Source organism: Aerococcus agrisoli (assembly GCF_003797145.1).
Classification (GTDB): domain Bacteria; phylum Bacillota; class Bacilli; order Lactobacillales; family Aerococcaceae; genus Aerococcus; species Aerococcus agrisoli.
The window spans coordinates 1-25,537 of record NZ_RKMG01000016.1 but is presented as its reverse complement, the minus strand read 5'-3'; the positions used below and the strand labels follow the sequence as shown (position 1 = coordinate 25,537).

Below are 25,537 nucleotides of genomic sequence, written 5' to 3'. Positions count from 1 at the left end.
TGTTTTTTATTTGTAAATGCACAGGTAAAAAAAGCTTTCTCAACCGATGAAGCTTTCCTCGGCACATCATCGTTACCATCGATGTTGCAGCCATACTCCACAGAAATGAAGGTTCTATTATGTCAACAAAAGAAATTGAAGAACAAAAAGAAGCCGAAACATTAAGATTAAACAATCTACAGGCTATGACGTTAAAGGATATCTATGAATATGCGAAAACATACAAGATTCCTTACTACAGTCAAATGAACAAACGTGAATTAATCATGGCCGTTTTGCGTGCACAAGAAGTAAGCCAAGGGTTCATGAATGTTGAAGGTGTCTTGGATATCACGGGCACTGATTTTGGTTTCTTGCGTCCAATTAACTACTCTGCGAGTCAAGAGGATATCTATATCTCCAACTCACAAATTCGCCGCTTTGGTTTACGAAATGGGGACTTGATTTCAGGTACAGCTCGTCCACCAAAAGCTAGTGAACGTTATCTAGGTTTGATGCATGTATATGCTGTGAACGGCAAAGACCCAAATGAAGCGAAAGAACGTGCTCATTTCCCGGCACTTACACCAATTTATCCAGATCGTCAGTTGAAACTAGAATCAACGCCAGGACGCTTGTCAGCCCGTATGATTGATTTGATTTCACCGGTTGGTTTCGGTCAACGTGGTTTAATTGTGGCACCACCTAAGGCAGGGAAAACCACTTTAATGAAAGAAATTGCCAATGGGATAACGGCAAATCATCCAGAAGTCGAATTGATCATGCTATTGATTGATGAACGTCCAGAAGAAGTGACGGATATTGAACGCTCGATTAAAGGCGAAGTTGTATCTTCTACCTTTGACCAACGTCCAGAAAATCATGTACGCGTTGCTGAATTAGTATTAGAGCGTGCCCGTCGTTTGGTTGAAGATAAACGTGATGTTGTGATTTTGATGGATTCCATCACTAGACTAGCACGTGCCTACAATTTGGTAGAAAAACCAAGTGGCCGGACATTGTCAGGCGGGATTGACCCAGCAGCTTTTTACAAACCTAAGAAATTTTTCGGTTCCGCTCGAAACATTGAAGATGGGGGAAGCCTAACTATTTTAGCAACGGCACTTGTCGACACTGGTTCACGCATGGACGATATGATTTATGAAGAATTCAAGGGAACAGGGAATGCAGAAATTCACCTAAACCGAGATTTAGCGGAAAGTCGCGTCTTCCCTGCAATCGATATTCGTCGTTCATCTACACGTCGCGAGGAATTATTATTAGAGGAATCAACCTTGAAGGTTTTATGGAAATTACGTCAAACCATGAAGGGCGATATGTTGGTATATACCAATGAAATGCTGAAAGAAATGAAGAAAACAGAAAACAATGAACAATTCGTGGAACGCCTTGGTGCCTTCCTAAACAAGGATAAAAATAAGCATAAATCTTAAAAATATACTTGAAAGTGATAGCTCATTGTGATAGACTACTCGTGTTATGTTAAAAATAATCTCTGGGCTGAGGAAGTTCAGGGCGAAAAGGAGAGTACAAACTTATGAAACAAGATATTCATCCAGATTATCATCCAGTAGTATTTATGGATACTAGTACAGGTTTCAAATTCTTATCAGGTTCAACAGTTTCTTCAAACGAAACAGTTGAATGGGAAGATGGTAACACTTACCCATTGATCCGTGTTGAAACTTCATCTGACTCACATCCATTCTACACTGGACGTCAAAAATTCACACAAGCCGATGGTCGTGTGGACCGTTTCAACAAAAAATACGGTTTCAAAGACTCAAACGCAGATCCAGAAGCATAAGCTTCAACCAATTAAAAAGACCTATTGCTCCGGCAATGGGTCTTTTTTTGTTGCTATTGTAATATTCATAGCGCCAAAAAAGGGGTTGGACTCATCCAACCCCTCAAGTACGAACCGAAGTTTGCGCACCTTTATTTCTTATAGTATATCTCTATATGTTTTTATTTGTCAATGTATTGGTTTAGACTCTTAATTATATTCTTGTTTTGCGTATCTACTATTTGAAAAAAAGCGGGAGTAGGTATATTTTTATACAAATTTTCTGTTAAATTTTCAAATTCTTTTACAGTTCTTCTTAAATCCTTTTTTGGAATGCTCAATTTTTTCAAAAGAACAATAGCTAGAATTAGATATTCAGTTATTGTTTCAAATTCAATTCGGTTTATGCCTAGCACATTTTGAAAGTATTCTTTAACTTGTTTGCTGGGCATTGATTTCTTAAAACGACAGTCAAAGATTATAGAATTATGCATAACGGCATTTCTTAAATCGGAAATTAGAAAAATAAGTGATTCAAGTATTCTACCGTCCTCATTAAAACCCGAATGATGCAAATTGATGGTAGAGGTGAACTCTTTTCTTACATCACGTCTTATACAAGATATAAAGTTACCAAATTCTCCTAGCGATATAACTTCGAAATAAGCCCATAAAGGTAAAGGTTTTTCTTTATGGAAATAATGATTGATTATTACGTTTTTATTTTTATAATTGTATGCTATGGTTTCATCCATTTTCGTTCGGAGTTGTAGTCTTTTGTTATGATATTTTTGAATGTCAGAAGATTTAGTATAGTCTTTATATGAAGTTAATTTATGTTGATAAATATGTTCAAGGCTAGGGTTATCATTTGAAACTAAGAAATCTATAAGTCTATTTTTTAAAATAGTTTCTATACTGGTAAGTAAAGGATAAAATAAAGATTTCATTGCATTATCGAATTCATACATTGCTTTGACTTCTTTAAATGTTTCAAAATCTTGTTTGTTATCGGTTTGTTTTATAAATCTTGTTGCCTTGTAACCGTGGTAGTAACCCATATTTAAAAGATGTTTTTTATCATTAGAGCCACTAATATCAATCTTGTGTTCGGTACGAATATGTTTCATTAAGCTATTGATACTTTTTCCTTTTTCCATGACATAACTCCAATCGTTTTAGTTCAGTATACAATAATTGGAATTTGTAAGATAATTTATAAAGCGATTTTGGCTGATAAAACTATTGATGCGAAACCTAGGTAATTTTGCATGAGTTTTTTTGATGGATAGCTAGAACTGATTAGAAAATAAATATTGAATTGTAAGTATTTTATGTAAATATCAGTTTACGATAGCAATTATCTTTTTATTTCTGTGAATATTGGTACAATAATTCCCTCTCGACATTCCTAAATTTTTATTACATAATAGAAGAAAGATTAAATTTAGATTAGAGGAGATTCCAATGACAAAAGAAGCAATCGCAACAAATAACGCACCAGCAGCCTTAGGTCCATACTCACAAGCCGTAAAAGCAAATGGTACAGTTTATGTATCAGGTCAATTACCAATTGATCCAGCTACCGGTGAGTTTGCGGGAACTGATATTCAAAGCCAAACGCGTCAATCATTAACCAATATCCAAGCCATCTTACAAGAAGCTGGTTTAGATTTATCAAATGTTGTGAAAACAACCGTATTGTTGGACAATATTGATGACTTTGCTGCAATGAACGAAGTATATGCTGAATTCTTTACTGGTGTAACCCCAGCGCGTGCAGCGTTTGAGGTTGCTGCTATTCCTAAGGGTGCTTTAGTGGAAATTGAAGCTGTAGCAGTTGCCGAATAAAAGACATTGTAAAAGAAAAATCGCTTGGCCATATGGTCCAAGCGATTTTTTTATTTGGCTTATAGTACGTCTTCTAGGGTCGTTTTTAAGGGGTGCATGCCCATTTTTTCATAAAAAGATTTTGCGCTATCGTTAAATGACCAAACGTTTAGGGTGATGCGACGGCAGCCGTGTTCGCGGGCGAATTTTTTGGTGGCTTCGTAGATGGTTTGACCGACGTGTTTGCCGCGGGCGTTTTCATCGACACAGATATCGTCGATGTATAGGGTTTTGTCATCAATTAAGATGTTGTCACCATGGGTAATTTCGAAGATACCGAACATGTAGCCGAGTACATGATTGTCTTCAACAGCTACAAGAATGGGGCGACGGTCGTCTTTAATCAATTTCTCTAGTTGGTCGCGGGTGTATTTTGTTGCCTTCTTGAAGATGTCTGGTCGGCCGAGGTGGTGGATCAGATTGACTTGGCCTAGTAGGTTTAAAATGTCGTCAATATCTTGGGTTTGTGCGTATCTTATGTCCATAGTTTACCTCCGTTGATGTAATACTAGTATTATACACTTGTCTGTTTTCCGTACAAGTTGGACCGTGATAGTTACTGTATATCAAGGTACTTCGAAAATCGGTTATACTATTGTGAGCAAAGTGATTGACCAGACTTTTTGAAAAGGGTAACATTCGGGTAACAGTAACTATAAGTGATATGAATTTTGGAGGGATAATATGTTATTTGAAAATGTAGTAGACGCAATTGGTTTCACACCCCTAGTTAAGATTAATGGTTTAGACGAAGATTCTGCAGATATCTATGTCAAATTAGAAAAAAACAATCCATCTGGTTCAATCAAAGACCGTCCCGTAAAATACATCGTTCAAGATTTATTAAACTCTGGCAAAGTTGAAAAAGGCGGGACAATCGTTGAATCTACTTCTGGTAACACAGGTGTTGGTTTAGCAATGGTTGGTGCGGCTTTAGGCTTAAACATCGTAATTGTTATGCCTGAATCAATGAGTATTGAACGTCGTCAATTGATTGCGGCTTACGGTGCAGAACTTGTTTTAACAGACAAAGCTGGTGGTATGAAATTAGCAGGCGATACTGCAAAACAAATCGCTGAAGAACGTGGTGGGGTTGTCTTTGGACAATTTACAAACGCTGCAAACGTAACTGCTCACGAAGAAACAACTGCTAAAGAAATCCTAGCTGACTTACCAAACGTTGATGGTTTCGTAGCTGGTATCGGTACTGGTGGTACAGTTTCAGGTGTAGGCCACGTCTTAAAAGAAGCGAATGCGAACACAGTTATCTGGGGTGGCGAACCTGCTGACTCTCCATTATTATCAGAAGGTAAAGCTGGTTCTCACAAGATCCAAGGTATCGGTGCAAACTTTATCCCTGACGTATTAGACCAAAACGTATTAGACAAAGTTGTCACAGTTTCTAACGACGATGCGATTAACGCAGCTGTTGAAGTAGCAAAAACACAAGGTATTTTCGCTGGTATTTCATCTGGTGCAAACTACGTAGCTGCTACTCGTTTAGCAAAAGAATTAGGTAAAGGTAAAGTTGTTGTAACAGTATTCCCAGACTCAGGTGAACGTTACCTATCAACTGGATTCTTTGGTGACGGAAGTGCTAAGTAAGGAACTAAACGAAGAACATCGCGACTTCGCCCAATATATTTATGACCACGATCCAGCACCACATTCAGTGGAAGAAGTCTTTTTATACCCCGGTTTCCAAGCGATTATTCGCCACAAAGCGGAACACGAGTTGTACTTGCAAGAGCAGTACTACCAAGCGCGTCTAGAAGCAGAGGCAACACGTAAAGAAACCGGAATTGAAATTCATCCTGGTGCACAAATTGGTGAAAATGTCTTTATTGACCATGGTATGGGCATTGTAATCGGCGAAACTGCCATTGTTGGCGATCGTGTAAAGCTCTACCACGGCGTAACGCTTGGTGGTACGGGCAACGACAAGGGTGCGAAACGTCACCCAACCATCAAACATGACGCTGAAATTGGTGCAAATGCAACGATTTTGGGTAATGTGACAGTCGGTCACCACGCCAAAGTAGGTGCTAACGCCGTTGTCATCCATGATGTTCCACCGTATGCCACAGCCGTTGGCGTCCCTGCAAGAATCATCTTGCACGACAAAAACTGGAACCGCATCGGGGAATATATTATTTAGGATGAGAGAAAAAGCGTTCAGCCCTCAACCGGTGGAAGAATAGTGCCGTGTCACATGTAATGTGACGCAAACTATTCTGAAGTGGGCAGAGGGTTGCTTTTTCGAACTCGACTTCATAGGATGAGAGAAAAAGCGACAAGCTAGTGAAAACTTGCTTGTCGTTTTTTTTGTTTTCTCTATTACTTTGGACTTAATCCATGTGTATAAGTTGACCTATATGTACCTGCAAATTTGAAAGATATACACCGAAATGGTGGTTTTTTGGATAAAAAGCGTATATTTTGTGGAATAAATACACAATTGGGGATAAGTGTGTGTACAACTGGGGATAAATCGGGAAAAACTTGTGCACAAATCTAGATAGTTATGCACAAGTTGTGGGTAACTTGTGTAAAAACGGTTGAAAACTTGATATATAAGCACAGTTTTTTTCACACACTTGTGGAAAATATGGGTACAAATCAAAATCAGTCCTGTGAATACTTTTATTGGAACGGCATTTTGATAGCTCTATCATCCAGTATATGGCATAATTGAGTCAAAGTAGAAAGTCAAAGAGGTGTCTTAAATATTGAAAAAATGGGGATGGCGTAGAATATTAGGCGTTACTTTAATCGTATTAGGATTAGGCCTAGTCGGTTTACAAGTTCGTCCTTTACTACAAGTGTATTTCAATCAAAATGATATCGCGATAGAAAATTATACGGCTGAAGATATTCAATCAAACTCATCGGACACTTCAGAGGGTCAATTTGATTTCAATGAAGTACGAAACGTTTCTGCAGCTGAAGTGAATGAAATTCGTCAAGATATCAAATCAGGTAAGGCTGGCTTGGAGGTACTGGGTGCAGTAGCCATTCCAACAGCAAATCTGAAGACAAGTGTTTTAGAAGGCATGTCTGATGCGGCTCTAGTTTCAGGTGCCGGCACCATGTATCCTGACCAAGTTATGGGTCAAGGAAATTATACTTTGGCGAGTCACCATATCGGTTATGGCACAGATATTTTGTTGAATAATATTACGGATTCAGTTTCTGTTGGGGATAAAATATATTTAACTGACCTAGAAAATATCTATGTGTATGAAGCATTCTTTGTTGAAGATGTGAATCCAGATCAGGTCCAATACATTTCCCAAGATATTGAAGGGGAGCCTATTATTACACTACAAACATGTACGGCTGATTTAACACAGCGCCGAATTGTACAAGGGACATTAGTTGAGACAATAGCCTTTGAAGATGCGAGCGCTGAAATGCAAGGATATTTTAAATAAAGTAAAATAGCCCACTTCGATTTTTCGTCGAAGTGGGCTATTTTGTTAGATCTTAAAATTGAGTTCAGACCTCACATCCTATGAAGTTGAGTTCGCTTGGGCAGACAGGTCTCCACTTCAGAGAAATTTGCAGCAAGCTGCGCTTGCTACTGCATATCTCTTCCAGTGCTACCTATCTAAACGCCCGCGCTCACATCCTATGAAGTCGAGTTCGAAAAAGCAACCCTCAGCCCACTTCAGAATAGTTTGCGTCACGCTCCGCGTGACACGGCACTATTCTTCCACTGGTTGAGGGCTGAACGCTTTTCCTCTCATCCTATACAAATAGTTCGTGTGTTTGGCTGTATGACCGGATGCTTTCTTGGAATTGGCTGAATGGTTTGTCTTCGTAGTGATTCATTAATTCATGCCAGTCGTTTTGCCATTCTTTGCCTAAGAATAGTCCAAAGGTATCAATTAAATAATTGATATTTTCATATGATGATTCTCGTAAAATGGCTGCGTTGATACGGTGGTATGAAATTAAAGTAGGCGCGGGATTACCTAGAAAACGGTCTTCAAATTTAGCGATGAAGTCGTCAAAAGTATCCGCTAAAGTAATTTGTTGGCCTAAACCAATATTCATATACACAACAGATGGTTGGTTGCCAGTTGGTGCATTGGCATAGTCCATATAAGCAACGCGATCTTGGTCTTCGTAGAAGATGATTCCTGTATCTGGCACATGTTGGCGATTTTTGAATTTGTTTTGACGTGTGATGCTTGGAATATGATAAGCTGCAGTAATTTGTTGTTCAAACATGCCTGCAATGTATGGAATATAGGCTGCATTTAAGGCATCTTCAGTCGGTGTATTTGTCGGTACATAACTTTTTGATGTGTAACCACCGTTCTGATGATTGACTAAATTATGATAAGCAATTGGTAAATCAGCCACGGAATATGTTTTATATATTGGTGATTTGGGTAAATAAGTGTAAAATTGTTTTTGCAATGGAGATGCAAGTAAATGCATATAAGAACCTCCTTATAGATTTTCCTATGATTCATTGGTATTTTAAAGCTTTTATCAGATGAATGATAGTGTTTTGATATGTAATTTGTTAAAATATGGTTTGGAATAAGAGGTGCACATCTGTGACAAATGATTATATTTACATTTTTACAAACCCAATCTCTAACCAAGTTCAGTCTTTAGGGGTGGGCTTGAAATATTTTACGACTGCAGTAACAACATTACCAAATCACTTGTTACTAATCAAGAACCCTAAAAATTTAGGGCGTTTTGATGAATTTTCTCGTTTTCATATTGTTAGCGGTACGGAAGAGGTAAAAGATTTTATCGAAACCCAAGAAGGCCGTAAACAAGCGCAAACGAAATGGATTGACTTTAAATATGAGTCACTTTTTCAACAATTATCCGACCAAGAAATTGCAGAATTACTATTTCTAGGCCATACAGATTCACCTTTAAATCAACCAACCTTTTATAAACTTGGCAATCGCTATACATTTTTTGGGTCAACGTATCCAAATTCTTTTCCAACGACCAAAATGTATTACCGCGATATTCATGATTTTTTCAAACAATTAGGGTATGTTTTGGCTGAACGAGTGGCTGAAGATTTAAAGGAACAAAAACCTTTATTCGTTTTCCGCAAAAAAACCGTTACGCCACCAAGTAAACCAATTCCCATTCCTAGCAAACCGATTTTGAGTCATTTAGCTGGGTTAAGTCATGATGGCATTGCCATTACTTTTGAAGGCCGGGCTGATATGGGACCGAATCAACGCGTCTTCCATGTGTATTTAGCAGAAGACAACCCACGTTTTGTGGAAGCCGATAAGGCAAAACAACCATTATTTGGTACACTAATTTATGATGTAAAAGAAGGAACCTGGAATTTCGAAGCATAATCTAGGTAAAAAAATAATATTCAATTCAACAATGGAGGCATCTATTCATGGAAATTATCGTATTATACGGTGGCAAGAGTGCGGAACACGACATCTCAGTGTTAACCGCAGCATCGATTATCCAACATATTCAATACGGGACACACAATGTAACCCCAGTCTACATCGACATTAATGGTCATTGGTTTGCTGGACCGAACATGAGCGAAAAACCAGCAGCCGACATCAACTTACGTTTTAATCAAGCTGAAAATGGCCAAGCTGTTGTACCAACAGACATCTTAAGCGAAGACAAGGATCAAGTTGTTTTCCCAGCACTTCACGGACCAAATGGTGAAGATGGTACAATTCAAGGTTTATTCGAAAGCTTAAACGTTGCTTACGTTGGTGCAGGTGTACTTGCCTCAGCAGCCGGAATGGACAAGATTGTATCGAAACATTTATTCAACCAAGTTGGTTTACCACAAGTACCATTCGCAACTTTAAATGCTTATGAATGGGAAAAAGATGCAGACGCTGCTGTAGCTAAAGTTACTGAAAGCCTAAGCTACCCAGTCTTCGTTAAACCAGCGAACATGGGATCAAGTGTAGGGATTTCTCAAGCAACTGACGATGCTGAATTAAAAGCGGCACTAGCACTAGCATTCCGCTTCGACCGCCGCGTCCTAGTAGAAGCGAGCGTTGAAAATCCTCGTGAAGTTGAATTAGCCGTTTTAGGGAATGAAGAAGTTTTTGTGTCAGTGCCTGGTGAATTAGGCAAGGGCCAAGGTTTCTACGATTACGATGAAAAATACATCAACAATTCGACTGAAATGATCATCCCTGCAAAAATCGATGATGAGACGGTAGCCAAATTACAAGCCTATGCGAAGGAAGCATATCTTGTGTTGGATGGCTCAGGATTGTCTCGTGCCGACTTCTTCTTAACGCAAGAAGGGGATATTTATATCAATGAAGTGAATACTTTACCCGGCTTTACACAATTCTCAATGTACCCTTCATTATGGGAAGCATCAGGCAAAGGTTTTGACGATTTGATTGAAGAATTGATTCAATTAGCCTTGAACAGATATAATAAGAAACAAAGTATTCAAAAAGCATTTGAATTATAAGATCAAGCTATCGAAATAATCGATAAACGCGTAACCAAGACACAAACAGAAGCTATAGAACGCTAAGATGAACCAATCCCAATGCAGTAGGCTTTGTGGCCACCGCATTTAGCGCAAGTTCATAGTTAGAGAGGTAGTTATGAAACCCACACAAATTAAAGATATCGTAAAAGCCGTTGGGGCCATTGATTTTACATCGGCGGCCAGATTTGAAGAGATCACTTCCGTGGAATTCGATTCCCGTTTAGTGACACCAGGCAGTTTGTTCGTACCCTTAAAAGGCGAAACTGATGGTCACAGCTACATTGACAAAGCCATCGAAAACGGTGCAGTTGCAGCTTTATGGTCTAATCCAGCTGACCAAGCACCGGTTGGTTTTCCAATCATCCTAGTTGAGGATACCCTGGTTGCCATGCAAAAATTTGCAGCCGCATATTTATCATGGATTGATCCAAAAGTCGTAGGTATTACGGGTTCTTCTGGTAAAACAACTACCAAAGACATGACGGCTGCTGTTTTATCAACAGCACTGAAAGTCCACAAAACAAATGGTAATTACAATAATGACATTGGCTTACCAAAAACAATTTTGGATATGCCTGAAGATACAGACGTTATCGTGCTTGAAATGGGTATGTCTGCTGCGGGAGAGATTTCGTTCCTAAGTCAATTAGCACAACCGGATGTTGCTGTGATTACCATGATTGGTGAAAACCACATTGAATTCCTAGGTTCTCGTGCCAATATTGCCAAAGCAAAACTAGAGATTTTGGATGGTTTGAAAGAGGAAGGTACTTTCATTTACCCTGGAGATGAGCCATTAATTGTGAACCAAATGCCACAAGATATGACCCAATCTACATTGACGATTGGCTTGGATGATCAACAAGATATCTTCGCTTTTGATGTAACAATGGATCAATTCCGTTCAACTTTCTTTACAAATTTATCGCCAGAATTAAAAATGGAAATCCCATTATCTGGTGGTTACAATGTTCAAAATGCCTTATCAGCCCTAGCTGTGGCCTACAGTTTAGGTTTATCAATGGAGCAAGTGCGTACAAATTTAGCTGAGTTTTCAATGACCGCTAACCGTGGTGCTTGGGAACGTGGTATTTTAGATACGCAAATCTTGAACGACACTTACAACGCAAGCCCATCTGCAATGAAGGCTGTCATTCGTAATTTCTCAGCGATTCCGACGAAAGGTAGCGCTCAGAAGATTCTTGTCTTAGGTGATATGTTGGAGCTTGGTACGTTCTCTGATGAATTACACGGAGAAATTGCTACAGTGATTGGTTTGAATATCTTCAAACACATTTTCCTATTCGGTCCACGTATTCGCCCATTAGCAGATGCTTTAGTACAAAAAGGGGTTGATCCAAGTATCATTACCCATATCGAAACGGACAAAGCCGCCTTGATTGAACAAGTTAAAGTTGTTTTAGAGCCGGAAGATAAAATTTTAATTAAGGCAAGTAATGGGATGGGATTAATCGAAGTTGTGGAAGCGTTAAGAGTGTCATCAGAACAAGAATGATGACGGCTTCATTTATAGGTTAAGTTTCACAAAGTTACGAAAAGTCTTGAATTTCAAGGTGATTTCATTTGTGCAATTGAAGTATCTATGCTATATTGTACTAGCTTGAGTATGTTTAGAGGAGCAGTAGAAATGTCTACTGCCAACGTAATAAATATCAAATGAGAAATAGTCGAGCCTGATGCATTTGGCATACTCGACTATTTTTGTTATGTGAGAAAATTTTTCACAGATAAATAGTTCACTCAAGTAGAAAAAGGAGAGACTAGATGAAATTTAATGAAATGAATCTATCAAAGCCAGTGCTTCGCGCAGTCGAAGAAATGGGTTTTGAGGAAGCAACACCCATCCAAGCACAAACAATTCCGATGGCACTTGAGGGGCAAGATATCTTTGGACAAGCGCAAACAGGTACTGGTAAAACAGCAGCCTTCGGTTTGCCTTTGTTGGAAAAAATCCATGACAAGAGCAGTGTTCAAGCCTTAATTATTGAACCAACTCGTGAGTTAGCTGTTCAAACAGGTGAAGAATTATACCGTTTAGGTAAATTTAAAGGCATCCATACAACTACTGTTTACGGTGGTGCATCAATCGGTGGCCAAATCAAGTTATTGAAGAAAAACCCACCAGTTGTTATCGGTACACCAGGTCGTATCTTAGACTTGATCAAACGTGGTATCTTAAAATTAAACGATGTGGAAACATTGGTTTTAGATGAAGCGGATGAAATGTTGAAAATGGGCTTCATCGAAGACATTGAATCAATTATTCGTGAATTACCAACTGAACGTCAAACATTGTTGTTCTCAGCTACAGTACCTAAAGAAATTAAACGTATTGCTGACCACTTCATGAAAAACCCAGTTAGTGTTCAAGTTGAATCAAAAGAAATGACAGCTGATTTGATTGATCAATACTACACTCGTTGTAAAGATTATGAAAAATTCGATTTATTAACACAATTTATCGATGTTCATAACCCAGACTTATCAATCGTTTTCGCCCGTACAAAACGTCGTGTAGACGAAGTAGCACGTGGTTTAATCGAACGTGGTTACTCTGCTGAAGGTATTCACGGTGACTTAAGTCAAGAAAAACGTCTAGGCGTTTTACGTAACTTCAAAAACGGAAAATTAGATATCTTAGTCGCAACAGACGTTGCAGCCCGTGGATTAGACATCACCGGTGTAACACATGTTTACAACTTCGATATTCCACAAGACCCAGAATCATACGTTCACCGTATTGGTCGTACAGGTCGTGCTGGTAAAGAAGGTATGTCAGTTACTTTCGTAACAGGTAATGAAATGTCATACCTACGTACGATTGAAAACTTAACCAAGAAACCAATCACTGCCCTACGTCCACCTACGCCACAAGAAGCATTCCGTGGTCAATTATCAAATGTTGTTGAACAAGTAAAAGAACTTACTGACGTTGACGACACTGATAAATACCAAGATGCTGTGAACTACTTATCAGAACACTACACTGAAGATCAAATCGCTATCGCTTTGATTCGTTCATTAGTGAAAGATCCTTCTGATGTTAAAGTTGAAATCACACCAGAACGTCCATTACCTAACCGTGGTGGAAATGGTCAAAAACGTAACTACAACCGTAACCGTTCAGGTAACCGCAATGGTAACCGTAGCGGCGGCGACCGTGGCGACCGTTCAGGTGGTGGTGACCGTAAAGGTGGCTACAAAGGTAACAACAAAGACAAAAACCGCAACAGCTACGATCGTAAAAAATCAGGTGGCCAAGGCGGCGGAAAACCATCTAAGCCTAAATCAGCAGAATTTAAAATTAGATAGTTTCTAAATAAACCGATTAAGCAGGCAATAGTAGAAGGGCAACCTTCCACTGTTGCCTGTTTTTTGATTGGTGGTGTTTGGCGTTTTATGTCGTTTGAAGGTGGGCGTGGTGCGATTCGCGAGTTGGGATTATGGAATGACATCTCATTCCATAAAGAAACGCGGGATTTGTATTGAATGAAATCCCATTCTATAAAGAAACGCGGAAACTGTATTGAATGGCATCGCATTCCATAAAGAAACGTGGGATTTGTATTGAATGGGTCGCCATTCAATACAAAAATGAAAATTTGTCCGGAATGCGAGACACAGCATTCTGCCACAACCCCCTACCTAAAAAAACAAAATTAGTCATTTTACCGTTACACCACAAACCGTCAATCTTATCGATAAATCCACGAAAATACGCTAAAATAAGGTAAAACGAGATTGTAGCTGAGGGACCAAATCCCTAGCATCAAACAATCAGCAGAAGAGAAGCGAGGAAATTTTAAATGATCATTGGTTTAGGTTCAGATATCGTAGAAATCGACCGTATCCAAAAGGCGGTGGCAAATAATCCTAGATTTGCCCGCAAAGTATTAACAGATGCCGAATTAAGCATCTTTGAAGCCTTTTCAAACGATACCCGACGCTATGAGTATCTAGCAGGACGTTGGGCGGCTAAGGAGGCCTTCTCCAAAGCTTATGGTACAGGCATCTCTAGTCAGCTACATTTTCATGACATTGAAGTAGCCAATGATGAACAGCAAAAGCCATACATCAAAACGAGTAAGGTGGATGATTATGTGCACATCACTATTAGCCACACAGCCCACTATGCAACGGCCACTGTCATCATCGAAAGTATCTAATTTTTGCAACTGCTTACATGAAAATGTATAGTACAAAAATTGTATTTTACCTAAAAGTTTATTTTATTTGTGAAAAAGCCCGTCAATCCCTTATGACCTATACCTTACCGCATTAAAGGTTATAGGTTCAAAAAGGCGATTTGTCGGCTTTTTTGTCGAAATTACCGCTATATGGTTGGGGATATGGTCATATTTTGATAAAGTTAAAAGGGTATTTTTTCACAAACGAAAAATTAGGAGGACTAGTGAATGATAGAATTCAAACATGTTGAGAAGGTTTATCCAGGCGGCACAACCGCTGTTAAGGATGCCACGCTGACAATTGAAGATGGCGAATTTGTGTGTTTCATCGGGACCTCAGGTTCAGGTAAAACAACTGCCTTAAGAATGATTAATAGAATGCATGACCCATCAAGTGGGGAAATTTTGATTGATGGTCAAGCAACAACATCGATTGATCCCGTGAAATTACGTCGCGGTATTGGGTATGTAATCCAACAAACAGGTTTAATGCCACATTTAACAGTGTATGACAACATCGTTACGGTACCCCGTTTATTGAAATGGGACGAAAAGAAAAATAGAGAAATCGCAGAACGCTTAATGAAACGCGTTGAGTTACCTTTAGAATACTTAGATCGTTACCCAAGTGAGCTATCAGGTGGACAACAGCAACGTATCGGGGTAATCCGTGCCTTAGCTGCCAATCCAAAAATCGTATTAATGGATGAGCCATTTGGTGCCTTGGACCCAATCACGCGTGAAGCTTTACAAGAACTAGTAAAAGAATTACAAGTTGAATTTGGTTCAACTTTTGTCTTCGTAACCCATGATATGGACGAAGCGCTAAATCTTTCAGACAAAATCGCGGTATGGCATGAAGGTGAATTGATTCAATACGATACACCAGATGAAATCTTACGTAACCCTGCGAACGAGCATGTACGTGGATTCTTAGGTGAAGATCGTTTACTACAAGCACAAACAGAATTCATTACCGTAAAAGAAATCATGATTACCCAACCGTTGACAGCAACAATGGGTATGTCACTTGCACGTGCGATTAGCGTCATGCGTAAAAACCGTGTCGACTCACTATTTGTAGTCGATGACGACCACCGTCTAAAAGGGCTATTAACCCTAAACGACGTTGCATCTCGTTCAGCGCATTCAAACTTATCTGTCGCTGACGTAATGCACACCAACTTACGTCCAGTACTAGAAGACGCCCTAGTTCAAGATACAGCAACTCGTATTTTGAAAGGCCGTATTCCGAACATGCCTGTAGTCGACAAAGAAGGTCACTTAACAGGATTGGTTACACGTACTGCCCTAGTAAACCTTGTCTACAACTCAATCTGGGGTGACGAAGAAGAAATTGATAACCTAACCGACGAACCAGTTATCAATCCGACACCAGTAAACACAAGTGCCACGACTGAAGGAGCTGAGAAGTAATGCAAGAATTCTTTGCAACACAAGGAAGCGAATTAGTCCGACTCCTGTGGGAACACATTTACATGTCAGCCATCTCACTTGGTTTGGGGATCATCGTAGCCGTACCACTAGGTATCCTGCTATCCCAAACACCAAAAATCGCTGACTTCGTCATAGGTGTCGTATCCGTCTTACAAACCATCCCGACCCTAGCTCTATTAGCCTTAATGATTCCAATCCTTGGGGTAGGGAAAGTCCCTGCAATCGTTGCACTATTCATCTACTCACTACTACCGATTTTACGTAATACTTATTTAGGTATGTCAAAAGTAGATCCAACGTTATTGGATGCAGCCAAGGGAATGGGCTTAACTCGTATGCAAGTAATCCGTCAGGTTCAACTACCACTAGCAGTACCGGTGATTATGGCTGGTATTCGTCTATCAACAGTATATGTAATTGCCTGGACAACCCTAGCATCATATATCGGTGGTGGTGGTCTTGGCGACATGATTTTCAACGGATTAAACCTATTTAGACCTGATTTAATCTTAGGTGGGACAATTCCTGTAACGATTTTAGCAGTCGTTGCCGATTTCATTATGGCCCGCGTAGAAGATTGGGTTTCACCAACAACCTCTTCCAAGGAAGGAGATGAATCCCTTGCGTAAATTAAAAGCAGTCAAAATGACCGTCCTAGCTTTTGTAGCGACCCTTATTTTATCAGCATGTTCCTTACCAGGATTAGGTGGATCAGCGGATTCAGGGATTTCCATTGTTTCTGGGTCAACCACAGAACGTCAAATCATGGGACACATCGTTGCAGGTATGGTCGAACATTATACAGACTATCCAACCAACATTATTCCAAACTTGGGTTCATCAACTATGAACCATCAAGCCATCATTACAGGTGATGCCAACGTTTCAGCCGTCAACTATACTGGTACTTCATTAACAGGGGAACTTGGTATGGAAGCAGAAACAGATCCTGAAAAAGCCTTGGACACTGTCATCACCGAATTCGACAAACAATACGATATGACTTGGTACACGCCAGGCTACGGTTTCGAGAATACATACGCCTTCATGGTACGCCGTGAAGATGCAGAAAAATATGGCTTAGAAACTGTCTCTGATTTAGAAGCAATCGCCGCCGACGTTAAGGTGGGGGTAGATAACACCTGGATTAACCGTGCAGGTGATGGATACCAAGCCTTCAAGGAAATTTATGGCTTTGATTTTCCAAATCTATACCCTATGACAATCGGTTTGGTTTATTCAGCCGTTTCATCAGGTGAAGTGGATGTTGTGTTAGGTTACTCAACTGATGGTCGTATCATTTCTGAAGATTTAGTTGTTTTGGAAGATGATAAACGACTATTCCCACCTTATGATGGTGCAGCCGTGGCAACTAACGAAGCGCGTGAAGAGTATCCAGAATTAGATGGGATTTTCCAAAAATTAGCCAATAAAATCGACAACGAAACCATGCAAGAATTGAACTTTACAAGTGACCAATACTTGTTAGAACCACAAGTGGTTGCGGAACGTTGGTTAGAAGAAAATAATTACTTTGAAGATGCAGAACCATATATGGAACCAGTAGCAGAAAAAGGATTAGGAGGTGAACAATAATGGTAGATGTGACACAATTAAATTTATTTGAACAAACAGTTTATTACTTCCAACAAAATGGGGGCTATTTACTGTCACAGTTCTTCCGTCAGTTATTAATGACAACATATGGTGTTATCTTCGCCATTATTGTTGCCGTACCGCTGGGATTCTTTATTGCCCATAAGCGAAAAACATCGGCCTTTGTCTTAGGTGTAGCCAATATTATCCAAACCATTCCCAACTTGGCACTACTATCAGTTGTCATGTTGATTATGGGATTAGGTACTAACTTGGTTGTCTTCACGATTTTCCTATATTCCATTTTGCCAATCTTACGTAACACCTATACTGGTGTAATCAGCGTGGATGACAATATGATTGATGTGGGTAAAGGGATGGGTATGACGCCTTGGCAAGTCATTTATCAAGTAGAACTGCCACTAGCTTTATCTGTCATCATGGGTGGTATTCGTAATGCCTTTATTACCGGTATTGGTATCTCCACAATTGGTACTTTTGTAGGTGCAGGTGGTTTAGGTGACGTATTACAACGTGGGGTAAACGCCTCAGATGGTACATCCATTATCATTGCAGCCGTTATTCCAATTTCTTTAATGTCTATCATTGCCGACTGGTTATTGGGCCTTATCGAGAAAAAACTAGATCCTTCTTCAAGCAAATAACCAAAATAGCAATGAAAGGGTGACACTATGGATTGGGGAATATTGCTCCAAATCTTTATTATTAACTTAGTCTATATTATGCTAAACACAATTAGAACCTTGATGACCATGCGTGGTTACCGGATGGTAGCACCAATTATCGCTGTAATGGAGATCACGGTTTATACCTTAGGTTTATCAATGGTGATGCGTTATTTATCTAATCCTTTATACCTATTGGCATATGCCTTAGGTTTCGGGGTAGGTATTTATGTAGGTATGATGATTGAAACAAAAATGGCACTCGGTTATTCCGTAGTAGCAGTATATGTTCAAAATGACGACCATACACTTGCAAATGCACTACGTGAGCGTGGTTATGGGGTTACGATTCAAGTCGGTTATGGCCGTGACGGCGACCGCTTGATTTTAACCATCTTAACGCCACGAGCAAATGAAGTATACTTGCGCAAGACGATCGAGGAAATTGATCCGAAAGCCTTCTATATTTCCTATGATGCCAAATATATTCACGGTGGCTTCTGGTCAAAACGAGTAAACCCTCGCTTAATCAGACGTTCACGTGTGAAAGATGAACAATTGGATAACATCACGATTGAAGAAGTCGATTCAAAAGAAGATTATGTTGAAGAGGCAGGGCACTTTTATGGTGATCCTCCTGTTGAACAAAATGACAAAGATGTATCCGAAGATAAATAATACGCATAAGAAAACGCGATTGATCCACTTGGTCAGTCGCGTTTTTTTGCATAAAATTCCTAAATACGGGCTTACCCCTTGTTAATGTGGCAAAATTGCGGTATTTTAGTAACTGTTGTTCGAAAAATCCAACATAAAAAAACTAGGGGGAAATATTTTATGAAAACGAAGAAATTAGTCACTTCAGCTATGGTTACGGCCATCTACATCGTATTGATGTATTTTGTGCAACCACTTGGATTTGGTGCAATCCAATTCCGTGTGTCAGAAGGTTTAAACCATTTAGCTGTCTTCCACAAGGATTATAAATGGGGCGTTGTGTTAGGGGTATTCTTATCTAACTTAATGTTTTCAGCTTCATTAGGTGTATATGATATCGTATTTGGTACCTTACATACGTTAATCTCATTCCTTGTTGCAGAGCAATTATTCCGTTTTGCGAAAAATACGAAACAACGTTTAACGATTATTAGTATCGTATTCTCAGTGATGATCTTCATCATCGCGTTGGAATTGTTCTGGGTAATTCAATTACCATTCTGGATGACTTACTTAACAACTTTCTTAAGTGAATTATTCATCATGGGTATTACTGCACCATTATTCTACTATTTAGATAAACGATTAGATTTCCATAAAATGATGGAAGACTAATTATTTGTAAGTGGATTAGACTCTTGCTACAATTAGCCAGACTAGTAAAAGTCAATACCCCAAAGTGGAGGAAAACACTACATGAACATTTACCAATTAACCGTAGGACGCATTCAAGAGCATCCTTATTTCATCGTTAAAGATAACAAAGATACCTTAGTCGTTGATCCAGGTGATGACGGCGAACTAATCGCAAGTTACATTGAAGAAAACGAACTAAACCCTGTAGCTATTTTATTAACACATGCACATTTTGACCATGTGATGGCTGTTGAATACATTCGTGAACGTTACAATATCGATGTATGGCAACATGAGTTAGAAGCTGACTGGTTAACAGACAAGCAAACACATGAACCATTAACGACAACACATTACTGGGAAAATATGGGCCAACAATCAGTTGCTGGTTTCGACTTTAGAAGTGAACACGTACCTGGACATTCTCCAGGATCAGTTGTATACATTTTTGAAGAAGATGGTTTTGTCGTTGCTGGTGATACGTTATTTAAAGGTTCTATCGGCCGTACAGATTTTGAATACGGTGACCTAGAAGCTTTACTTGCTAGTATCAAAAAACACTTGTTTACTTTACCGGATGAAACACTGGTATTAAGTGGCCATGGTGATGTTACCAAGATTGGTATTGAAAAAGCAACAAATCCATTTTTACAAGATTAAGACTAAAAAAATAACCTGCTTTTCGCGAGAGATTTCGTGAAAGGCAGGTTATTTTTGTGTTGGCTAACTGAGGGCTATTGATTTGGTGTTGTCCACTGATAGTACCTTGTAGTTTTTTCGTTCGATTCTAGTGACTATTTTTTCAAGAGAAGCGGGCGAACAGTCGCCATTCAATGAAATGATGATGTTTGATAGGTCAGTTTTCGGATCAACGGATGTCACGACGGTGTTGATTGAGGTGAAACGTCCAATGATGCGAGAGATGACAGCTATTGCCCCTTGATCATCTTGTCGAGCTTGGATGGTAAGTACGAAACCTTCTTCGTCCAAACTCCATGCTTGGAATAGTCCTCGCTCGAAGGCGCGGTGGGTAAGAATGCCGTAAAAAGTATGATCTTCATTTAAGACACTGATATACGGTAAATCCCTAATGGCAAAGATTGTTTGGAATAGGGTAGAGTTTGTATAAATGTATTTTGTAGCATTCTTTAAGTGATGTGTTACGGACACATCTAACGATTCACCATTTACTATGCGTTTGTATATATGCTGGCGATAAACGTTTCCGCGGTACATGGTCCCTGATTGGCTCAAAATGGGCAAGGAGCGGAAATTGTTATCTTGCATGATGTCCAGGGCGTCTTGTAGGGTGTTCGCCTCGGTAACATATTTGATGGCATCCCGCTTAATACTTAATTCGCGGATATTCATATTAGTACCTCGCTCTTTCTTTGTTTTCAATTCTCATTATACCATAAAAATGGCAAAATCATGCGTAAGATTACAAAAAGGTTAGAATATTGCAAAAAATGTACTGCATTTATTTAAATGTGAAAATAATCTCTAAAAGGGGTTCCATTTATTGAAATTCTTGTTATAATGGTCTTGTTAATAATTTTTTGTAAACGTTTACGTCAAAAAAAGTAAGCGGTTACCTATTTTGAAAGGGGAAAATTTTACATGGCAAAAGTTGACTTAACGAAACAACCCTATAATTTAGATGCAGAAGACATCAAGTGGGTTGAGGATTCAATCGCAAGCATGTCTGTTGACGAGAAAATCGGTCAATTGTTCTTTAATATGGGTGCAAGTACTGAACCTGAGTACTTAAAAGATGTCTTAGACACTTACCATATCTCAGGTGTTCGTTACAACAAATCAAAAGCTGAAATTGTATATGAACAAAACAAAGTATTGCAAGGTCACTCAAAATACCCTGTGTTAATCGCTGCGAATACAGAAGCTGGTGGTAATGGTGCTGCTAACGACGGTACGTATGTAGGTCATGAAGTGAAAATCGCTGCAACAAACGATCCGAAATATGCCTACGAAATGGGCCGTATTGCAGGTATCGAAGCTGCTGCTATTGGTTGCAACATGTCATTTGCACCTATCGTGGATATGTCTGAAAACTGGCGTAACCCAATTATCTCAGTGCGTACTTGGTCTAACGATACAGAAAAAGTATTACAAAACTCATTAGCATACCTAAAAGGTATTTCAGAACAAGGGATTCTTGCAACTGCAAAACACTTCCCTGGTGATGGTAACAACGAACGTGACCACCACTTCTCATTTGCAACAAACAACTTATCATTAGAAGAATGGTTTGAATCATACGGTAAAATTTACAAAGCTTTAATCGATGAAGGTCTTCCTGCAGTCATGGCTGGTCACATCGGTTTACCTGCTTGGGTAGAAAAAGTTAACCCAGATGCAACATTATCTGAAAAGAACTTACCTGCAACACTTTCATATGAATTAATTACACAATTATTGAAAGAAGAATTAGGTTTCAACGGTGCAGTTATTACAGATGCGTCTCACATGGTTGCTTTCACAAGTGCCTTAAAACGTGAAGATGCACTACCAACAGCAATTGCTGCCGGATGTGACATGTTCTTATTCTTCAATGATCCGGATGAAGACTTTGCTTGGATGAAAGCAGGTTACGAAAACGGTACAATCACAGAAGAACGTCTACATGACGCTTTAACTCGTACATTAGGTTTACGTGCAAAATTAGGTTTACACAAAGTGGACCGTACAAACATCTTAGCGCCTAAAGAAGAAGCTTTAGCAAAAATCTCTACTGATGAACATAAAGCAATGGCACGTGAAGTTGCAGATCATGCCATCACTTTAGTGAAAAATGAACAACCAGATATCTTCCCCATTACACCTGAACGCTATAAATCAGTACTATTAGTATTGAACGAAGGTGTGAAAGGTGGATTTGGTCAAATGATCGCTTCTAAAGAATCGCCAGTAGATATTATGAAAGCGCAAATGGAAGCAAAAGGATTCAATGTTTCTGTTTGGGAATCAACTGAAGAACGTATCATGAAGTTACCTGAAGCAGAACGTGCTGCAGCTGTAGCAAACGTATATGCACAAAAACAACCAATCGCTAAATTAACTGATCAATACGACTTAGTAATCAACTTAGCGAAAATTGCAGCAGGTACTGTTCAACGTGTGGCTTGGCCAGTATCTAAAGGTACACCGGATATTCCATTCTATGTGAACGAAATTCCAACGCTATACATCTCAGTGAACCATCCATTTGCTTTAGCTGATGTACCTCAAGTACAAACTTACATCAATGCTTATGATGATCAACCATTCAACTTAGAAATCTTATTAGATAAATTGATGACTGGTCCAGAAGCATTCAAGGGTGTAGATCCTGTTGACTCATACACTGGATTTGAAGATACACACTACTCATCAGCAGATGTATATGCTAACCGCGTGAACCCTGCGAAAACAAAATAATTGCCCAACACTATAAAATTCCTTAAGCAAATCACATCATCTACCTTTTATGTAAAGGCTCCGCTGCGTGCGGGGCCTTTTTGAGACTTCCCAGTATAAGTGTGACGTATATCTTAAAGGTGGTATGCGAATGTTGCCTTTTGAACGTTTGGGTTGTATACTAAAATTAGACGTATTGTACTTGAAAATAAAGGAGAGAATTCGACATTATGGGAGATCCTGGGGCCTCAAACGTAGGTGGACAGATATTATTAATCGTTATTTTGACATTGGTGAATGCATTTTTGGCAGGGGCTGAAATGGCCTTTGTATCCGTAAATCATTCAAAATTAGAGGATATGGCTGAAGAAGGGGACGTTAAATCAAAAAAAGTATTAAAACTTTTGGAAAATTCTGACGACTTCTTATCTACAATTCAAGTAGGGATTACCTTTGCAGGGTTCTTCTCTTCTGCGGCAGCATCTACAACATTCGTTTCATACTTACAACCGTATATGGAAGGATTACCTGCAGCAGAAACACTAGCAACGGCAGCTGTAACTATTATTTTGTCATACTTCACCTTAGTATTAGGGGAGTTATATCCGAAACAACTAGCTTTACAAGTGCCAGAAACATATGCACGTAACGCAGCGGGTACAATTTCCGTGTTAAAAACGATTTTTAAACCATTTGTATGGTTGCTAACAGCATCTACAAATATTTTGAAACATTTAACACCTATCGAATTTTCGGCAGATAGCCAACAATTTACCAGAGAAGAGATTCAAGGGATCATTAACTCATCACGCCGTGAAGGGGTTATTGATATCGACGAGTTTAGAATGATGCAAGGTGTCTTATCATTAGATACTAAGTTAGCACGTGAGGTTATGACACCACGTACGGATACATTCATGGTTGATATTGAAGATGACAGCCAAGAAATTTTAAATCAAATTTTGAGTTCACAATATTCACGTGTGCCAGTGTTCGAAACAGATAAAGATGATATTGTAGGGATTATCCATACAAAAGACATTCTACGTGAAGCTAGAAAAGTTGGTTTCGAAAATGTAGAAATACGAAATGTCATTAAACCTGCATTCTTCGCACCTGAAACAAGCTTTATTGATGACTTGCTATTACAATTCAAGAAAAATCACCAACATTTGGCAATTTTAAAAGATGAATATAATGGTGTAGTTGGTCTAGTAACTTTGGAAGACTTGATTGAAGAAATCGTCGGAGACATCGAAGATGAATACGATGAAATTTCACACCTATATAAGAAAATCAATGAAACAACTTATATCATCAATGGGATTATGCCAATTGATAAGTTTAATCAATTGTTCCATACATCAGTTGAATCTGCTGAGTCAGATACGATTGCAGGTTATATGATTGAAATTTTAGGTTTCTTCCCTGACGACCGTGCCGAAGAAGTGATTCGTATTGAAAACTATAATTTGATGACAACAGCTGTCGAAAATGGTCGAATCCGAGGTATTCAAGTAAAACAATTAACAGAAGAACAATTAGCAGCGGAAGCAGCTGAAAACTTAGAAGGTTAACATGCAAAGGAAAGAAGTTCGGAGTATTCCCGGACTTTTTTTCTGCCAAAAGGAGACATTATGGAAGAAACAAATACAACAAAAGTCGTTCAAAATGAAATGATGGACCGTCCAGTCGTAGAAGCAGGCGTATTGAATTTTATGCGTACGGGTCAAGCAGATTTCCCGGGACCGCTGAAAGAATTAGAAGATTATGCACATGAAAACCGTGTACCAGTTATTCCACACGAAACCGCAATCTTCTTGGATTTCCTGTTAGATATCAAAAAACCAAAACGAATTCTTGAAATCGGAATGGCTATTGGCTTTTCTGGCTCATTAATGGTTTATGGTCATGAAGACCGGACATTAGACACCATCGATCGTTATGACAAAATGATTGCTGCTGCTAAAGAAAACTTTGAAAAATTAGGTGTTGCAGATAGAGTAACGATTCACGAAGGTGATGCGAAAGATGTCTTACCAACATTAACGGATCAATATGATTTTGCACTGTTAGATTCTGCTAAAGCAAAATATTTTGATTTCTTCCCACTTATTATGGATCGTCTACAAGTCGGTGGTGTGTTGATGATTGATGACATCTTCCAAGGGGGAACGGTCTTCCATGAATTGGAAACCATTCCTAAACGTGTACGTAAAATCCATAAAAAACTGAACTTATTACTTGATGAAGTTGTGAAACATCCAAATTTAAAAACAAGTATTCTACCCCTAGGTGATGGCGTATTGCTAGTTGAAAAACTAGATGATACAGATTTTAGCTACTTATTAGAGAAAAACTTCTAAGTAAAATTTACAATTGTTATTAAGAAAACCGCTCTGTTGAGCGGTTTTTATTATTTGTATGAAATTCAGGTTAAAATATAGTGTTGTTTTTGTTGACATTTTGTAAATTTGGGCGTAATATAAGTATCCAATAGCGGACAAGCAATTCTTGCTTAGAAAGTTATTGAAAAAACTATTGACAGTATTTCGATACTGCGATAACATATAAAAGTTGCTTCTTGAGAGCGAGTTACAGAAAAAAGATTTTAAATTTCTTCTTGACAATGCTTGAATGAAGATGATATGATATA

At 38.9% G+C, this 25,537-nt stretch carries 24 protein-coding genes and 1 pseudogene; 21 read left to right on the top strand and 4 right to left on the bottom strand.

The window, feature by feature from the left end:
• Window positions 1–119: 119 nt before the first annotated feature.
• Window positions 120–1,433: a transcription termination factor Rho gene (rho, locus tag EF384_RS05865; protein ID WP_123780197.1), complete on the top strand. Its 1,314-nt coding sequence runs from the start codon at window positions 120–122 to the stop codon at window positions 1,431–1,433.
• A 104-nt stretch (window positions 1,434–1,537) separates the two neighbouring features.
• Complete coding sequence (locus tag EF384_RS05860) at window positions 1,538–1,807, top strand: type B 50S ribosomal protein L31 (RefSeq protein ID WP_094518025.1); 270 nt, start codon at window positions 1,538–1,540, stop codon at window positions 1,805–1,807.
• Between the two features lie 161 nt (window positions 1,808–1,968).
• Here EF384_RS05860 and EF384_RS05855 read toward each other — a convergent pair whose 3' ends face one another.
• Window positions 1,969–2,946, bottom strand: a complete 978-nt coding sequence (locus EF384_RS05855; RefSeq protein WP_123780195.1) for an Abi family protein — start codon at window positions 2,944–2,946, stop codon at window positions 1,969–1,971.
• 307 nt (window positions 2,947–3,253) lie between these two features.
• Here EF384_RS05855 and EF384_RS05850 point away from each other — a divergent pair, with 307 nt between their 5' ends.
• Window positions 3,254–3,637, top strand: coding sequence for a RidA family protein (locus tag EF384_RS05850; protein WP_123780193.1), 384 nt, complete (start codon window positions 3,254–3,256; stop codon window positions 3,635–3,637).
• A 59-nt stretch (window positions 3,638–3,696) separates the two neighbouring features.
• Here EF384_RS05850 and EF384_RS05845 read toward each other — a convergent pair whose 3' ends face one another.
• Window positions 3,697–4,161, bottom strand: a complete 465-nt coding sequence (locus EF384_RS05845) for a GNAT family N-acetyltransferase (RefSeq protein ID WP_123780191.1) — start codon at window positions 4,159–4,161, stop codon at window positions 3,697–3,699.
• Between the two features lie 199 nt (window positions 4,162–4,360).
• On the opposite strand from EF384_RS05845, the gene cysK reads away from it, so the two are divergent.
• The 3 genes from cysK to EF384_RS05830 all read left to right on the top strand — a co-directional run bounded on the left by cysK (window position 4,361) and on the right by EF384_RS05830 (window position 7,110).
• A complete protein-coding gene (cysK, locus tag EF384_RS05840) occupies window positions 4,361–5,281 on the top strand; it encodes a cysteine synthase A (protein WP_123780189.1) in 921 nt (306 codons plus the stop codon).
• Window positions 5,271–5,834, top strand: coding sequence for a serine O-acetyltransferase EpsC (epsC, locus tag EF384_RS05835; protein ID WP_123780237.1), 564 nt, complete (start codon window positions 5,271–5,273; stop codon window positions 5,832–5,834). The genes cysK and epsC overlap by 11 nt, the downstream gene beginning before the upstream one ends.
• 571 nt (window positions 5,835–6,405) lie before the next feature.
• Window positions 6,406–7,110, top strand: a complete 705-nt coding sequence (locus tag EF384_RS05830) for a class A sortase (protein WP_123780187.1) — start codon at window positions 6,406–6,408, stop codon at window positions 7,108–7,110.
• A gap of 316 nt (window positions 7,111–7,426) precedes the next feature.
• On the opposite strand, the gene EF384_RS05825 is transcribed toward EF384_RS05830, so the two are convergent.
• The gene (locus tag EF384_RS05825; RefSeq protein ID WP_123780186.1) at window positions 7,427–8,125 is read right to left on the bottom strand and encodes an SMI1/KNR4 family protein; all 699 of its coding nucleotides are present in this window, start codon (window positions 8,123–8,125) and stop codon (window positions 7,427–7,429) included.
• Between the two features lie 122 nt (window positions 8,126–8,247).
• Here EF384_RS05825 and EF384_RS05820 point away from each other — a divergent pair, with 122 nt between their 5' ends.
• The 12 genes and pseudogenes from EF384_RS05820 (at window position 8,248) to EF384_RS05765 (ending at window position 20,124) form a co-directional block, all read left to right on the top strand.
• A complete protein-coding gene (locus EF384_RS05820) occupies window positions 8,248–9,027 on the top strand; it encodes a hypothetical protein (protein WP_123780184.1) in 780 nt (259 codons plus the stop codon).
• A gap of 47 nt (window positions 9,028–9,074) precedes the next feature.
• Window positions 9,075–10,139: a D-alanine--D-alanine ligase gene (locus EF384_RS05815; RefSeq protein ID WP_123780182.1), complete on the top strand. Its 1,065-nt coding sequence runs from the start codon at window positions 9,075–9,077 to the stop codon at window positions 10,137–10,139.
• A gap of 139 nt (window positions 10,140–10,278) precedes the next feature.
• Entirely contained in the window at window positions 10,279–11,679 is a 1,401-nt protein-coding gene (locus tag EF384_RS05810; RefSeq protein ID WP_123780180.1) for a UDP-N-acetylmuramoyl-tripeptide--D-alanyl-D-alanine ligase, read from the top strand.
• A gap of 269 nt (window positions 11,680–11,948) precedes the next feature.
• Window positions 11,949–13,496 (top strand): degradosome RNA helicase CshA, encoded by a 1,548-nt coding sequence (cshA, locus tag EF384_RS05805; protein ID WP_123780178.1) that lies wholly within the window; start codon window positions 11,949–11,951, stop codon window positions 13,494–13,496.
• Between the two features lie 494 nt (window positions 13,497–13,990).
• Window positions 13,991–14,350, top strand: coding sequence for a holo-ACP synthase (gene acpS, locus EF384_RS05800; protein WP_123780176.1), 360 nt, complete (start codon window positions 13,991–13,993; stop codon window positions 14,348–14,350).
• A gap of 249 nt (window positions 14,351–14,599) precedes the next feature.
• On the top strand, window positions 14,600–15,808 hold the full coding sequence (locus EF384_RS05795; protein ID WP_123780174.1) for an ABC transporter ATP-binding protein: 1,209 nt from the start codon (window positions 14,600–14,602) through the stop codon (window positions 15,806–15,808).
• Entirely contained in the window at window positions 15,808–16,458 is a 651-nt protein-coding gene (locus EF384_RS05790; RefSeq protein WP_123780172.1) for an ABC transporter permease, read from the top strand. The genes EF384_RS05795 and EF384_RS05790 overlap by 1 nt, the downstream gene beginning before the upstream one ends.
• The gene (locus EF384_RS05785) at window positions 16,442–17,425 is read left to right on the top strand and encodes an osmoprotectant ABC transporter substrate-binding protein (protein ID WP_123780170.1); all 984 of its coding nucleotides are present in this window, start codon (window positions 16,442–16,444) and stop codon (window positions 17,423–17,425) included. Before EF384_RS05790 ends, EF384_RS05785 begins: the two co-directional genes overlap by 17 nt.
• Window positions 17,426–17,433: 8 nt before the next feature.
• The gene (locus EF384_RS05780; protein WP_305000413.1) at window positions 17,434–18,090 is read left to right on the top strand and encodes an ABC transporter permease; all 657 of its coding nucleotides are present in this window, start codon (window positions 17,434–17,436) and stop codon (window positions 18,088–18,090) included.
• 27 nt (window positions 18,091–18,117) lie between these two features.
• Window positions 18,118–18,636: pseudogene (locus EF384_RS05775) on the top strand (DUF2179 domain-containing protein); the annotation flags it as partial.
• A gap of 312 nt (window positions 18,637–18,948) precedes the next feature.
• Entirely contained in the window at window positions 18,949–19,443 is a 495-nt protein-coding gene (locus EF384_RS05770) for a QueT transporter family protein (RefSeq protein WP_123780164.1), read from the top strand.
• Window positions 19,444–19,524: 81 nt separating this feature from the next.
• On the top strand, window positions 19,525–20,124 hold the full coding sequence (locus EF384_RS05765) for an MBL fold metallo-hydrolase (protein ID WP_123780162.1): 600 nt from the start codon (window positions 19,525–19,527) through the stop codon (window positions 20,122–20,124).
• A gap of 63 nt (window positions 20,125–20,187) precedes the next feature.
• Here EF384_RS05765 and cbpA read toward each other — a convergent pair whose 3' ends face one another.
• The gene (cbpA, locus tag EF384_RS05760; protein ID WP_123780160.1) at window positions 20,188–20,835 is read right to left on the bottom strand and encodes a cyclic di-AMP binding protein CbpA; all 648 of its coding nucleotides are present in this window, start codon (window positions 20,833–20,835) and stop codon (window positions 20,188–20,190) included.
• Window positions 20,836–21,084: 249 nt separating this feature from the next.
• Between cbpA and EF384_RS05755 the strand changes: the two genes are divergently transcribed.
• The 3 genes from EF384_RS05755 (at window position 21,085) to EF384_RS05745 (ending at window position 25,247) form a co-directional block, all read left to right on the top strand.
• A complete protein-coding gene (locus EF384_RS05755; protein WP_123780158.1) occupies window positions 21,085–22,902 on the top strand; it encodes a glycoside hydrolase family 3 protein in 1,818 nt (605 codons plus the stop codon).
• Between the two features lie 209 nt (window positions 22,903–23,111).
• On the top strand, window positions 23,112–24,458 hold the full coding sequence (locus EF384_RS05750) for a hemolysin family protein (protein ID WP_123780156.1): 1,347 nt from the start codon (window positions 23,112–23,114) through the stop codon (window positions 24,456–24,458).
• A gap of 60 nt (window positions 24,459–24,518) precedes the next feature.
• Complete coding sequence (locus EF384_RS05745) at window positions 24,519–25,247, top strand: O-methyltransferase (protein ID WP_123780154.1); 729 nt, start codon at window positions 24,519–24,521, stop codon at window positions 25,245–25,247.
• Window positions 25,248–25,537: the final 290 nt, after the last annotated feature.

Coding starts and splice junctions, on each gene's coding strand:
- rho (WP_123780197.1), top strand. CDS start 120: ATGTCAACAAAAGAAATTGAAGAACAAAAAGAAGCCGAAACATTAAGA.
- EF384_RS05860 (WP_094518025.1), top strand. CDS start 1,538: ATGAAACAAGATATTCATCCAGATTATCATCCAGTAGTATTTATGGAT.
- EF384_RS05855 (WP_123780195.1), bottom strand. CDS start 2,946: ATGGAAAAAGGAAAAAGTATCAATAGCTTAATGAAACATATTCGTACC.
- EF384_RS05850 (WP_123780193.1), top strand. CDS start 3,254: ATGACAAAAGAAGCAATCGCAACAAATAACGCACCAGCAGCCTTAGGT.
- EF384_RS05845 (WP_123780191.1), bottom strand. CDS start 4,161: ATGGACATAAGATACGCACAAACCCAAGATATTGACGACATTTTAAAC.
- cysK (WP_123780189.1), top strand. CDS start 4,361: ATGTTATTTGAAAATGTAGTAGACGCAATTGGTTTCACACCCCTAGTT.
- EF384_RS05825 (WP_123780186.1), bottom strand. CDS start 8,125: ATGCATTTACTTGCATCTCCATTGCAAAAACAATTTTACACTTATTTA.
- EF384_RS05815 (WP_123780182.1), top strand. CDS start 9,075: ATGGAAATTATCGTATTATACGGTGGCAAGAGTGCGGAACACGACATC.
- EF384_RS05810 (WP_123780180.1), top strand. CDS start 10,279: ATGAAACCCACACAAATTAAAGATATCGTAAAAGCCGTTGGGGCCATT.
- cshA (WP_123780178.1), top strand. CDS start 11,949: ATGAAATTTAATGAAATGAATCTATCAAAGCCAGTGCTTCGCGCAGTC.
- acpS (WP_123780176.1), top strand. CDS start 13,991: ATGATCATTGGTTTAGGTTCAGATATCGTAGAAATCGACCGTATCCAA.
- EF384_RS05795 (WP_123780174.1), top strand. CDS start 14,600: ATGATAGAATTCAAACATGTTGAGAAGGTTTATCCAGGCGGCACAACC.
- EF384_RS05790 (WP_123780172.1), top strand. CDS start 15,808: ATGCAAGAATTCTTTGCAACACAAGGAAGCGAATTAGTCCGACTCCTG.
- EF384_RS05785 (WP_123780170.1), top strand. CDS start 16,442: ATGAATCCCTTGCGTAAATTAAAAGCAGTCAAAATGACCGTCCTAGCT.
- EF384_RS05770 (WP_123780164.1), top strand. CDS start 18,949: ATGAAAACGAAGAAATTAGTCACTTCAGCTATGGTTACGGCCATCTAC.
- EF384_RS05765 (WP_123780162.1), top strand. CDS start 19,525: ATGAACATTTACCAATTAACCGTAGGACGCATTCAAGAGCATCCTTAT.
- cbpA (WP_123780160.1), bottom strand. CDS start 20,835: ATGAATATCCGCGAATTAAGTATTAAGCGGGATGCCATCAAATATGTT.
- EF384_RS05755 (WP_123780158.1), top strand. CDS start 21,085: ATGGCAAAAGTTGACTTAACGAAACAACCCTATAATTTAGATGCAGAA.
- EF384_RS05750 (WP_123780156.1), top strand. CDS start 23,112: ATGGGAGATCCTGGGGCCTCAAACGTAGGTGGACAGATATTATTAATC.
- EF384_RS05745 (WP_123780154.1), top strand. CDS start 24,519: ATGGAAGAAACAAATACAACAAAAGTCGTTCAAAATGAAATGATGGAC.